Source organism: Yersinia sp. 22-579, from assembly GCF_030433455.1.
Lineage (GTDB): Bacteria > Pseudomonadota > Gammaproteobacteria > Enterobacterales > Enterobacteriaceae > Yersinia > Yersinia enterocolitica.
Genome location: NZ_JAUJTZ010000011.1, coordinates 111,731 through 124,092, shown reverse-complemented (window position 1 = coordinate 124,092; position 12,362 = coordinate 111,731). Strand labels below are relative to the sequence as shown.

Genomic DNA, 12,362 nt, shown 5'->3' with positions numbered 1-12,362 from the left:
TTAAATAAGATTGGGCGTGATAAATAAAATTATAACAAAAATTCACGTCAAACTATCAGGCACAATATAAAGCAGAATTTATCTATTTATCAGAATGGATTCTTTAGACGTTTTTGGGATAATCAATTAAGGCAGGAGAAATAACTATTTTATTCATTAAACCACTGCCAAGTGTAGGGCAATGCACTTGGCAGCGTTAAACTCAGGATCAGTGCAACTCAACCTCTGCGATGGGGTAGATCACCAAGAATAAAGTCATTGATGATACTGTCGAAGTCCTTATCGCTGCTGAAACCTAATGCTTTGGCATAATGAGCCTCGAAATTTCCAGGCCAGGAGTTCACAATTTTCTCAATGAGTGGATCTCGCTGAACTTTAATTAGATCAACCACTTCTGCACCCGCAATACGCCGTAATGCATCGATCATCTGTTGCACGTTAACAGATAGTCCTGGCAGATTAATCACTCGCCCTGACTTAAGCTGACTGGCATCCAATTGATGACCGTGGATCAGGTTATTAATCGCCATTTTCGGCGACAACAACCACAAAGGTGTTTGTGGACTCACAGGGCAAATCGCCTCAACACCCTGTAATGGCTCACGAATAATACCGCTAGCAAAGCTGGAAGCGGCGCGGTTTGGTTTGCCGGGCCGCACCACGATAGTGGGCATTCTCAAGCTACGACCATCAACAAATCCTCGGCGGGTATAATCTGCCAGCAATAAATCATTCAAGGCTTTCTGTGTTCCATAAGAACTTTGCGGCGCCCAGACCTGCTCATCGGGCACAACTGCCGGTAACTCGCCACCAAATACAGCCACTGAACTGGTGATAATGACTTTAGGACAGTGCCCTAGCTGGCGCGCCCGTTCCAGTAAGCCGCGGGTGGCATCAAAATTGATGCGCATTCCCAGGTCAAATTCTTCTTCCGCCTGACTGGAAACGACCGCCGCCAGGTGGAAAACAGTGTCAACCTGCTGGTCAAAAATACTCGCCAACCATTGCGAATCGGCAATATCCCCACAAAAAACCTGCACTCGCTCATCAGTAATCGCACTCAGCGGCACCACATCACAAGCCATGATTTTGTTAATACTGCGCTGATGACCCTGGCTATCCGTCAGATAATCCAGTGTTAATAAACGTTCAATTAATCGACGCCCCAGAAAACCAGCAGCACCTGTTACCATTATGTTCATCGTCATATCCTTTTTTATCTGCGCGGTTAGCGATTAACTGTTTTGGCTGGAACTAAAAAGACTAACCCCGCCCCAATGAATAGCATGGTGGAAATAATCAACATGCCGATGGTGGTACTTTGAGTCAGATCTTTTAGGTAGCCCATCATATAAGGTGCGGCGAAGCCCGCCAGATTGCCCCAAGAGTTAATCAACGCAATACCTGCGGCAGCGGCAGTGCCCCCAAGGAATGCTGTCGGTAAGCTCCAGAACAGTGGCAAAGTGCTCAATGCCCCCATCGCTCCCATGGTTAATCCCACCATAGCGATGATGATGTTGTCACTGAAGCTGGCGGAGATAATCATCCCAATCCCGCCCAATGTCGCGGTTAAGGCCAGATGCCAGCGCCGTTCCCGCAAGCGGTCGGCACTACGTGAGACCACGACCATTGTCACTGCTGCTGCCGCATAAGGAATCGCACTCAGTAAACCGATGGACAAAATATCGGTAACGCCGCTGTCTTTAATGAGTGTCGGCAGCCAGAAACCAATGGTGTAAAAACCAGCAATCAGGCAGAAATAAATAAGGGTAAGCAACCAGACTCGAGGTTGCAGGAAAATCTCTTTTAGGCTGCTGTGGACATGGTGCTGAGTGTCATTATCGATATTGGTCTGGAGGATTTTTTTCTCTTCATCGGTTAACCATTTGGCATGCCCGATCCTGTCCGTCAGTTTAAAAATCACCAAAATACCAATGAGTACCGAGGGAATGCCTTCCAGAATAAACATCCATTGCCAACCAGCAAAGCCGTGGAAACCATTAAAGGCATCCATTATCCAGCCAGATAGCGGCGCACCTATCACCCCAGATAATGGAACTGCGGTGGCGAATAAGGCATACATTCGGCCGCGACGGTTAGTCGGGAACCAATATGAAATATAAAGGATCACCCCCGGATAGAAGCCAGCCTCAGCTATCCCCAATAAACAGCGCATCACATAAAATGACATCGGCGTGGTAACAAAAGCCATTCCCGCCGAGATAATGCCCCAAGTGATCATGATGCGCGCAATCCACAACCGTGCTCCAACACGATGCAACATCAGGTTGCTAGGAATTTCTAAAAAGAAGTAGGCAATAAAGAAGATACCGGCGCCAAAACCGTACACCGCATCAGAGAATTGTAAGTCATCGGCCATTTGCAACTTGGCAAAGCCAACATTCACCCGATCCAGATAAGCCACGACATAGCACAGCATCAGTAACGGTAAAATATGCCATGCCGCTTTGCGATAAGCATGATTCTCCGCTGGCAGCACCTTCGGTATCACTAAAGGTTCGGTTGATGATTCAGACATAGTAGAGCCTCATATTTTAATTATTCGCAGGGAACAGAGATCAGCCATAGTCCTGTCAACTACAGCTGCTGGCGTTGCACATAAAATGTTAATTTTAGTTATTTAATGTTTATTAAAGTTAAATCTAAGGGATAAGTTAGTCAGTGAATGCGATTAAAATCACAATAATTAACATTTGATGGTATGGAAAATCACAATACTTTGATTTTAATAAAATTTTAATTTGTGCAAATTCACGAAAAGTAACACAGAGGAAGCAGGTAGTAGGGGCGAAAGCAGCAAATGAGGCGTCCTGCCTGGCGAGGGGGGTGTTGCACCAAGGCTACCACTTCAATACCTGTGATGGCATGAATAATAATGACTATCATTCTCTTCCGAGAATGGTAAATTACGACTAAGAATTCACATTCCCAATAAATTCAAAAATATTATTGGTAACGCTTGTTTGTATATCCCCCAGATGAGGGGGAGTTAAAATAGAAAGAGAAAATGCCATTATGTCCTTTTATATCAAATACACTCAGCATAAATCATGGCGTTCGATATTGCCGGGACTGGGCCTTTTAGGCCTTATTTTCTGCTTGTCCGGCTGTAAACCCGCCGACGACACCACCAGTGAGCAAGCCCCCTCATCAAGTAGCCAAAACGCAACAACATGGACTCGCACCGTAGAAACGGCGAAAGGCTCGGTGACACTGACCCAGCAGCCAAAGCGGATTGTCTCCACCAGCATCACTATCACCGGAACCTTGCTGGCTATCAATGCTCCAGTCATTGCCAGTGGGGCGACCGTACCTGATACCACAGTGGCTGATAACCAAGGTTTCTTTACCCAATGGTCAGAGGTTGCCCAAGCTAAAAAACTGGTGCCGATATACCAGACAGAGCCGAATGCGGAAGCTGTCGCAGGAATGAATCCAGATTTAATTATTATTTCTGCCACTGGCGGAGATTCGGCGTTGAAGTTGTATGAGCAGTTGTCGGTTATCGCCCCAACATTGGTGATTAATTATGATGACAAGAGTTGGCAAGAGCTGGCGGTTTTGCTTGGCCAGGCGACAGGGCATGAGGCCGATGCGCAGCAAGTCATTGCAACATTCACTCATCGACTCAATGAGGTAAAGCAGAACATTACGCTGCCACCACAACCAACCTCAGCCTTTGTCTATCAAGCGGCAGACAGTACCGCCAATTTGTGGACTGAAAATTCGGCGCAGGGAAAATTGTTGCAGGAATTGGGCTTCACACTGGCTCAGGTTCCTGATGCAGTGAAAGGCAATACCAGTATGGGTCACCGCAAAGACATTATTCAACTGGGTGGAGAGAAGCTGGCCGAGGGCCTGAATGGCGAAACTATTTTACTGTTTTCCGGCGATCAACCAGCAATTGACGCATTGAAAAGTAATAAGTTTTTAGCTCATACCCCCGCAATTGAACACAATCGCGTGTATGCCGCAGGCTATGATACCTTCCGATTGGATTACTACAGTGCAAGTAAATTGTTAGCACGGCTGGAGGAAATGTTTAAGGCTAAGTCTTAATCATCTTAAAGCAGGACGATAAAGAGAATATTAATGAGGTTAATGACAAAGTGTCCGTAACGGTGAAAACAGGCAGATCGTAAAGACGCCGTAAATACATCCTTGTAGGCTCGAGCCGCGCCATCCGTGGCGCGGACGCTTTACTCTTCTATCTGTCCTCACCTTGCCAGATCGAGGTGTCGAGGTTTGTCAGCAGTCTGATATTAATCTTACTTAGCATGGGGTTTTACCCATGCATTCTCATAATAAGTCGTGTTAACATATATTAGAAAATAATAATGATAATCAAAACGATAACTATTTATAAACAATCAGCATTTGTTAAAAAGAGTGACAATGCCAGCGACTGCTCCCCCAAACCAATTTTCATCAAAGCGGCTCAAACCTGCCCCTGCTCTCGGTAAAGGCACGCCACCTCGCCGTGGGCTTTGGTTACTAGCCAGCATTGTTATATTGATGCTAGTAATGGCCGCCAGCTTGATGCTCGGCGCCAAAGCCATCCCCTTTTCAGTGGTCTGGCAAAGTTTACTGGGCGAACACAGCAATGCTGACAGCATTTTAATTCTGGAGTCGCGCCTACCCCGCACCTTGATTGGTGTGCTCGCCGGTGCCGCCTTGGGGTTATCGGGTGCCGTCATTCAAGCACTGACTCGAAACCCACTGGCTGATCCAGGAATTTTGGGGGTCAATGCTGGGGCCAGTTTTGCCGTGGTGATAGGTATTACTATTTTTGGCGTTCATGCCATTCACGGCTATATGCTTTCGGCCTTTATCGGCGCGATGATCACCACACTGGTGGTGTATTGGGTCGGAACTCAGGGCGGCGGGCGAGTGAACCCTTTGCGTCTAACACTCTCTGGCGTGGCTATCGGGGCAGTATTACTCGGGATATCGACCGGTATCTCATTGACACATCCACAGGTCTACGACCGGGTTCGCTTCTGGCAAGCAGGCTCGCTGGATATCCGTGATATGTCGGTAGTGGCGGCAGTCGCGCCCGCTATTCTTCTCGGCAGTGTGATTGCCTTACTATTGGCGCGCCCGCTCAATGCCATGCACATGGGGGAAGATTTAGCTGCCGCAATTGGCGCACGCATTGCCCAAACCCAGTTTTGGGCCGTAGTGACAGTGACCTTGCTATGTGGTGCAGCTACCGCCGCTGTTGGCCCGATCGCCTTTGTCGGCCTGATGGTGCCACATATTGCCCGCTGGATTGTCGGGCCGAATCAGTGCTGGATCCTCCCTTTCACCTTGGTAATGACCCCCATTTTGCTATTAGTTTCAGATATTGTGGGACGCTTTCTGGTTCCGGGTGAATTACGGGTTTCCATCGTGACGGCGTTCATTGGCGCTCCTTTATTGATCTGGCTGGTTCGCCGTAATAAAAGGATGACCGCACTATGAAGCCCGCCACTCCACCGTGGTTATTTGGCCGCCCTGATGGCCCCATCAATCTGCGCCTCCAGCCTCGTAGTTTGATGGTCGGCGGGGTGCTGCTATTGGCCTGCTTGTTGATGGTTATGCTGGCTTTAATGGTCGGTACATTACCACTTACTCCGGGGCAAGTATTTGAAGCCTTATTCGGCCATGCCAGCGGTGCGGCGAATATTATCGTCAATCAATGGCGTTTACCGCGTGCAATCATGGCATTGATTTTCGGGGCCGCACTGGGAGTCAGCGGTGCCATATTTCAGTCTCTGGTACGTAATCCATTGGGTAGCCCCGATATCATCGGATTTAATTCGGGCGCTTATACTGGCGCGTTGGTGGCGATTACTCTGTTCAATGGCAACTATTTTGAGATTGCCAGTAGTGCGCTGGGGGGCGGATTGCTGTCTGCTATCGCAGTGTATCTGTTGGCCTACCGCCAGGGGATTCAGGGCTTTCGGCTGATTATTGTCGGTATTGCCATGGGCGCAATGTTAACCGCATTTAATACCTGGTTGACTATCACCGCTTCATTAGAAGCGGCCATCACTGCCGCCGCATGGGGAGCCGGTTCTCTCAATGGTTTGACGTGGGCAAAGGGCCTGCCATCAGTGATGTTTATTGCCATCGCCGCCGTGGTGGCGATGTTACTGAGCCGCCGTATGCCGCTGCTGGAAATGGGCGATGATGCTGCGGGCGCTTTAGGTGTTCCAGTCGAAAAAACGCGTTTGGGCCTGATGGCTATTGGCGTCATTTTGATGGCAGCGGTCACGGCGGCAGCAGGGCCGATTTCCTTTATTGCGCTAGCCGCACCGCAAATCGCCAAACGCCTGTCTGGCACATCATCAGTGACATTGACCGCTTCTGCGTTAATGGGAGCCCTGTTATTGATTGCCGCTGATTTGTGCGCCCAACACCTGTTTTCACCTAATCAATTGCCAGTCGGTGTTGTGACTATCAGCATCGGTGGTCTGTATCTTATTTGGCTTTTAATCCGCGAGTCTCGACGATCATGAGTAATGCTAGTTCCACTACTTCACCTACCCCTCGCTTGCGGGCCGAAGCGCTGACTTTGGGTTATGACGGTAAGATAATCAGCGAAAACCTGAGTGTCGCCATTCCTGATGGTGAGTTTACGGTTATCGTCGGCCCCAACGCCTGTGGTAAATCGACGCTGCTGCGCGCCTTGAGTCGATTACTGAAACCGCAGGCGGGTCAGGTAATTTTGGATGGTAAGAATATTGCCAGCCTCGATACCCGGCATGTTGCGCGCCATTTGGGCTTATTACCACAAAGCTCGCAAGCACCGGACGGGATCAGTGTGCTGGATCTGGTGGCGCGTGGCCGTTACCCCCACCAGAAATTATTGCAGCAATGGACACTGGCTGATAAGCAGGCAGTCAGCGATGCCATGCAGGCCACAGGTGTCAGTGAACTGGCAGACAGGTCAGTGGATGCTTTATCAGGCGGGCAACGCCAGCGGGTTTGGATAGCTATGGTGCTGGCTCAGCAAACACCATTACTGTTATTGGATGAGCCGACCACCTATCTGGATATCGCCCATCAGATTGATTTGCTTGAATTGTTTAGCAATCTTAATCAACAGCATAACCATACCCTGGTGGCTGTGCTGCATGACCTGAATCATGCCTGCCGCTATGCCACCCATATTATCGCCATGCGCGATGGAAAGATTGTCACCCAGGGAAAGCCGCGCGAAGTGATCACCGCAGATCTGGTGGAGCATGTCTTTGGTATGCCCTGTTTGATCATTGATGATCCGGTGTCGCACACCCCTCTGGTTATCCCAAAGGGGCGGTTTAAGGTGTGACTTAGGCTTCGATTTTAGTAGGCAAGCAAGCGGTGTAATCCATCAATCAACCCACCGCGCCAACACAGTGAATCATGCCCGCCAGCATAAATCCGATAATGTAACCGATGCCCCGCCTGACGCAGCGCCTCGCTCATGGCCTCATTAACCTGATAAATCACATCTTCACGGCGACCCGCCTCCATAAAAATATCCAATGGATGATCATTACCCAAACCTTGGTAAACCTGTTCTGTCAGCCAGCCTTGACGCTCGGCAGTTCCGGCAGTCAGAGCCTTAAAATTATCAACATCCGGCCACCAGAAGGAACCGGACTGACTCAGCACACAACCAAAACGCTGCGGCCAATGTAATCCGGCATATAGCGAGGCCAACCCACCAAAACTTTGCCCTGCCACCAGGGTACGCGAGGCTTGGTCAGTAAAGGGTTGTAGTGCAGCAACTTGTGGCAATAATTCTGTTTGTAGCGCCTGCCAAAAATCCTGATTGCAAGGCAACTCTACTGAGCGATGGGGCTGGTCAATAATGTCGATCAGCACATACACACTGGCGGGCAAACGTCCGGCGTCAGTTTCATTATCCAGCACACCGAATATCGGTTGCCTGGTCGCCCAATACTGCCCATCAAGCAAGATAGCCAATGGCCGCTCGGCGTTATCTGCTGTGCCGTGTGTGTGGTAAATCCACACATTGCGGCTGTTACCTAGCAATTCGCTATGCCAGGTAATCAATTGCAGCCGTTGCGTATCCGTTGGCAGTTGCTGGCCTGCATCAATTGGCTGCCAGGCGGTCTGAGGTATAGCATCAGCTAAATGCACCGCAGAAAGTGGTCTTCCGCGATAGCTGGCATGGGGGGCGGTGTGATTGAACGGATCGTTTTGTGCCAAATCCATCAAGGAGATCCACCAATTACGCTGTGCCTGTCGGCGTTCTTGTGGCGTTCCCTCAGGTAAATTCAGACAATGTTCCGCTGTGACCGGCATAAAACTGTAGCTGCCACGGAAATCAGATTCCACTTCAGCCTGCCAATACCAAACATGGGTTTGGCCCAGGCGTTGTAGGGTTTCAGGATGAGTACTGTGATGGTCTGTTACGCCGTTAACATCAATGTAGACACGACTATAAGTAGGTTCATCTGCCTCAGCTACCGGCTCCCGCCAAAGAAACGTCAGTCTGACTTTATCCTCAGATATCGGCTCCACCAGCGGCGTTCCCCACTGTGCAATCTGCTGCCACCACGATTCACTACCGGCTAAAGGGTCTGCTAGCAAGCGCTGGCTATCAGGATGTTCATTTGTCGTGCTCACACTCAATCCTCTTGATTTCATTGCCCAAGTCTATTCACCACTCATCACGCCAATCTATGCCCGCATGTGGTCAGGTTAAATACATTTGTTATTTTTATATGAATACAAATAATATTGATAAGCATTATTATTTGCAATAACATAGTGCGCGTTCTTTCTTGAGCGTCACCTTATTCCCGAATATGTATCAGGATACAGCCGCAACTGATTGAATGGGCAGAAATCTTTTTTATATCCATACCGGATAATAAATAAATCTGGGTGGATCCAGCACTTTTATTATTGTCTTTCCAGGTAGGGATAAATCATGTTTGATATTTCTGGCAAAAAAATGCCAAGGAAATTGCCATTTCGGGCAAGCAACACCTCAAAAACCTTATTATTGACCTCCGCACTGATATTCATACCCTCTCTACACGTTTTGGCGGCAACTACTGCGCAAGAAACGGCAGCAACAAAAGAAGATAAATTAGTGGTAGTTGCCAAAGCGGGTAGCGGGCAACAAGATGCGGGTTTTGTCGCCAAAAACAGTTCAACCGGCACAAAAACTGATACTCCGCTGATTCGCACTCCGCAATCTATTTCCGTTATTACCCGCCAGCAAATGCAGGATCAAGGCGCAACTTCTGTTGCTCAAGCATTGCGTTATACCGCTGGTGTGGTACCGGAATATCGCGGTGGCTCTAACATGAATGACGAAGTGATCATCCGTGGTTTCGGCTATGCACCGCGTTTTCTTGATGGCTTGAGCTACAACTCCTTGGGTGGAGCACGGCGTGGTGGTCAGATTGATCCGTGGTTATTGGAGCGGGTGGAAGTGGTTCGTGGCCCGGCATCAGTGCTGTATGGCCAGGTCAATCCGGGGGGTCTGATCAACATGGTCAGCAAGCGCCCAACGGCTGAAAGTATTCACAAAGTACAGGTAGGAGCGGGTAATAATAGCCTGGCGGAAGCCGCTTTTGATTTTGGCGGTGTCTTAGATGATGAAGGGAAAGTTCTCTATCGCCTGAATGGGATTGGCAGAACGCAGGATGATGCGGTGAATACCTACAAGCAGGAACGTTTTGCTATCGCCCCGGCAATAACCTTTATTCCGAATGAAGATACCACCTTTACCTTATTAACCAGCTATCAGAAAGAACCCAAAGCCGGTTCACGTAACTTCTTACCGGCGACCGGCACGGTATTTGGTACCGCTTACGGCAAAATACCTTACGATTTTAACGTCAGTGACCCGTCATTCGATCAATCTGAACGCGAGCAAACCTCAGTGGGTTATGCCCTTGAGCATTACATCAATGACACCTTTAAATTCCGTCAGAACCTGCGTTACAGCTATAACAAGCAAGACTATAAGTATCTGGTCTTTATGGATTTACTGGCTGATAGCCGCACCATGACCCGCCGCCCACAAATTGAGCGCCAGACAACCGCTGAGTTTGCAGTCGATAACCAACTGCAAGCTGATTTCTGGACCGGTCAACTCAACCACACGGTGCTCACCGGATTGGATTACAAACGCACCCGTATTGATAGCCGATTCTATATGGGCACGGTACAGACAAAATATAATCTGGATTGGGTATCACCGGTTTATGGTCTGAATATCAAAGACAGTGACCTGTCACTGAATAGCAGTGATTTGACCAAACTTGATCAGGTTGGGGTGTATTTACAAGATCAAATCGAACTGGATAAGTGGAACTTCCTGCTGTCCGGGCGCTACGACTGGTCACAGTTAAAAACCATGAACCGTAAAACCGTCACGCAAGATCAACAAGACGATCATGCATTTACCGGCCGTGGCGGTGTGTTGTATGCCTTTGATTCTGGTATCTCACCCTATGTTAGCTACAGCACCTCATTTGAGCCAAGTACCGCCAAAGGTGCACCTGGCACCGGTGCATTAGACCCGGTCACGGCACGTCAGGTCGAACTCGGCGTTAAATACCAGCCGCCGGGCAGCAGCACTTTGCTGACCACCGCACTGTATGATTTACGTCAGAAAAACATTAGCCAATACGATCAGGCACTGGCCTATAACGTACCCATTGGCGAAGTTCAGTCTCAGGGGATCGAAACGCAGTTAAACAGTGAGATTAACGATAATATCAACCTTATTGCCGCCTATACCTACACCAAAGGGAAAGTACGTGAAACCAAGACCGCCGCTGAATTAGGCAAAATGCCCGCTCGCACACCTAGCCATTCCGCCTCACTGTGGGGTATGTACAGCTTTGATAAGGGTGTGGTAGATGGATTATCCACCGGTGTTGGCGTGCGCTACATCGGTACCAGTTGGGGTGATGCGAAAAATAGCTTTAAAGTCCCAGCGGTTACGTTATATGACTGGATGATGCGTTATGAACTGGGGCAAGCTTTACCATCAATGAAAGGCACCAGTTTCCAGATCAACGTTAATAACGTATTTAACAAAGAATATGTGGCCAGTTGCGCACAAATGGCGGCTTGTTTCTATGGCAGCGGCCGTGTTGCAACCGCAACCGTCAGTTATTCCTGGTAAATTTTCACTTTCAGTCGCGCCGGTTATATATGCTGGCGCGGTTTTTATCCTAATGCGTTTTTATCCTAACGAATAAGAATTGCTTAAAGAAAAGTAAATATTTGCTCCAACTAATGCCATTCTGGCGGTTATATTAAAAATAAATCTAATAAATTCAGCCTAATAACCTTTCAGTAACCTTTCATTCTATTTAGCGTAACCGGACAAAACCATTCTAAAAACAGTGGGATAATCCTATACTCGCTAACAGCATTATTTAATCGCGCCATATATTCAGGGTAAACATGCCAGCATTTAAAGGAATATCACAGCTTATGCACCGAACGCGCGCCTGTAAAAAGCGCCTGTGCGGCATGCTGCTGATTACCTGCTGGTTTTTTCTGAATACACAACTGGCGATAGCCGGCCATCAGTGTGATATTGCCCCTGCCGACTCGCCGGTCTTTAGCCAGCATCAAGGGCATTTACAATCAGACCCGATGCAACACATGTTGTCGGCGATGGAAATGTCTCATGGTCAGGCGCAAAACTCCCTGTGTGAAAAGCATTGTATTCCTGACTCAGTTCAATCTGACAGCGGGATGCTGGTACTGGCAGCTTTGCCGACCCACACTGAATTAGTGTTGGCGGATGTACAGCAAGCCCCACGCATTCACCGCCTCGACTGGCATATGCCGCCTATTGTCGGGCCACCCACCGAAATCGCGCTCTGCCGATTTAGAGAATAGATCCAGACAGATTTAACCACATTATTCACGCGTCTTGCGTGCTGTGCTTATTTTATGTTTTGGAGCTATTCCTATGAGTACTTTATTTAATGCCGTATCCACCACTGCTACCACTTTAGTTTGCGCTGTTGTTCTTTTCTCTGCCCCGCTGTTGGCCGCCACCCCATCAATGACAGAAAGTATGCCGATGTCCCATCACCACGGGGCAATGATGGCTGATACCACCACGACCAATACCAATGACTATCACTCTGGTGGGCAAATAAAAGCCTGGAATGCCAACAGCGTATCCATCGCCCACAGTGCCATTCCGGCCCTAAACTGGCCACCAATGACGATGTCTTTTGACCTGCCGAATAACCTTGCTGCAACCTCAATCCCGGTAGGTACTCAGGTCATATTTAGCTTCCGCCAGACTGAACAGGGCTATCAGCTCACCGCCATTTCAGCACAACAACCATAAG

Annotated in this window: 10 protein-coding genes; 7 read left to right on the top strand and 3 right to left on the bottom strand. The window is 48.7% G+C overall.

All coding sequences use genetic code 11. The annotated features are described in order from the left end of the window. Positions 1-218: 218 nt before the first annotated feature. Complete coding sequence (gene denD / locus QSV56_RS14615) at positions 219-1,202, bottom strand: D-erythronate dehydrogenase (protein WP_301212936.1); 984 nt, start codon at positions 1,200-1,202, stop codon at positions 219-221. Positions 1,203-1,228: 26 nt separating this feature from the next. Next, a complete protein-coding gene (locus QSV56_RS14610) occupies positions 1,229-2,539 on the bottom strand; it encodes an MFS transporter (protein WP_011817183.1) in 1,311 nt (436 codons plus the stop codon). Positions 2,540-3,036: 497 nt separating this feature from the next. Here QSV56_RS14610 and fepB point away from each other — a divergent pair, with 497 nt between their 5' ends. From fepB to QSV56_RS14590, 4 genes are all read left to right on the top strand, one after another. Beyond that, positions 3,037-4,080 carry a Fe2+-enterobactin ABC transporter substrate-binding protein gene (gene fepB / locus QSV56_RS14605; protein WP_050162285.1) on the top strand — a complete coding sequence of 348 codons (1,044 nt, stop codon included), beginning with the start codon at positions 3,037-3,039 and terminating at the stop codon, positions 4,078-4,080. Positions 4,081-4,416: 336 nt separating this feature from the next. Then, positions 4,417-5,484, top strand: a complete 1,068-nt coding sequence (gene fepD, locus QSV56_RS14600) for a Fe(3+)-siderophore ABC transporter permease (RefSeq protein ID WP_019082352.1) — start codon at positions 4,417-4,419, stop codon at positions 5,482-5,484. Beyond that, positions 5,481-6,524 carry an iron-enterobactin ABC transporter permease gene (gene fepG / locus QSV56_RS14595; RefSeq protein ID WP_019079081.1) on the top strand — a complete coding sequence of 348 codons (1,044 nt, stop codon included), beginning with the start codon at positions 5,481-5,483 and terminating at the stop codon, positions 6,522-6,524. Before fepD ends, fepG begins: the two co-directional genes overlap by 4 nt. Beyond that, positions 6,521-7,339 carry an ABC transporter ATP-binding protein gene (locus tag QSV56_RS14590; RefSeq protein ID WP_046050237.1) on the top strand — a complete coding sequence of 273 codons (819 nt, stop codon included), beginning with the start codon at positions 6,521-6,523 and terminating at the stop codon, positions 7,337-7,339. The genes fepG and QSV56_RS14590 overlap by 4 nt, the downstream gene beginning before the upstream one ends. 14 nt (positions 7,340-7,353) lie before the next feature. Here QSV56_RS14590 and fes read toward each other — a convergent pair whose 3' ends face one another. Continuing rightward, positions 7,354-8,646: an enterochelin esterase gene (gene fes, locus QSV56_RS14585; RefSeq protein WP_301212929.1), complete on the bottom strand. Its 1,293-nt coding sequence runs from the start codon at positions 8,644-8,646 to the stop codon at positions 7,354-7,356. Positions 8,647-8,953: 307 nt separating this feature from the next. Between fes and QSV56_RS14580 the strand changes: the two genes are divergently transcribed. From QSV56_RS14580 to QSV56_RS14570, 3 genes are all read left to right on the top strand, one after another. Continuing rightward, positions 8,954-11,170, top strand: a complete 2,217-nt coding sequence (locus tag QSV56_RS14580) for a TonB-dependent siderophore receptor (protein WP_301212927.1) — start codon at positions 8,954-8,956, stop codon at positions 11,168-11,170. Positions 11,171-11,484: 314 nt separating this feature from the next. Continuing rightward, positions 11,485-11,898 (top strand): hypothetical protein, encoded by a 414-nt coding sequence (locus tag QSV56_RS14575; RefSeq protein WP_019079085.1) that lies wholly within the window; start codon positions 11,485-11,487, stop codon positions 11,896-11,898. 73 nt (positions 11,899-11,971) lie between these two features. Then, entirely contained in the window at positions 11,972-12,361 is a 390-nt protein-coding gene (locus QSV56_RS14570) for a copper-binding protein (RefSeq protein ID WP_301212924.1), read from the top strand. The last annotated feature ends 1 nt before the right edge of the window (position 12,362 follow it).

Excerpts from the sequence above, each read along its gene's own strand:
- denD (WP_301212936.1), bottom strand. The coding sequence starts at position 1,202 with ATGAACATAATGGTAACAGGTGCTGCTGGTTTTCTGGGGCGTCGATTA.
- QSV56_RS14610 (WP_011817183.1), bottom strand. The coding sequence starts at position 2,539 with ATGTCTGAATCATCAACCGAACCTTTAGTGATACCGAAGGTGCTGCCA.
- fepB (WP_050162285.1), top strand. The coding sequence starts at position 3,037 with ATGTCCTTTTATATCAAATACACTCAGCATAAATCATGGCGTTCGATA.
- fepD (WP_019082352.1), top strand. The coding sequence starts at position 4,417 with ATGCCAGCGACTGCTCCCCCAAACCAATTTTCATCAAAGCGGCTCAAA.
- fepG (WP_019079081.1), top strand. The coding sequence starts at position 5,481 with ATGAAGCCCGCCACTCCACCGTGGTTATTTGGCCGCCCTGATGGCCCC.
- QSV56_RS14590 (WP_046050237.1), top strand. The coding sequence starts at position 6,521 with ATGAGTAATGCTAGTTCCACTACTTCACCTACCCCTCGCTTGCGGGCC.
- QSV56_RS14580 (WP_301212927.1), top strand. The coding sequence starts at position 8,954 with ATGTTTGATATTTCTGGCAAAAAAATGCCAAGGAAATTGCCATTTCGG.
- QSV56_RS14575 (WP_019079085.1), top strand. The coding sequence starts at position 11,485 with ATGCACCGAACGCGCGCCTGTAAAAAGCGCCTGTGCGGCATGCTGCTG.
- QSV56_RS14570 (WP_301212924.1), top strand. The coding sequence starts at position 11,972 with ATGAGTACTTTATTTAATGCCGTATCCACCACTGCTACCACTTTAGTT.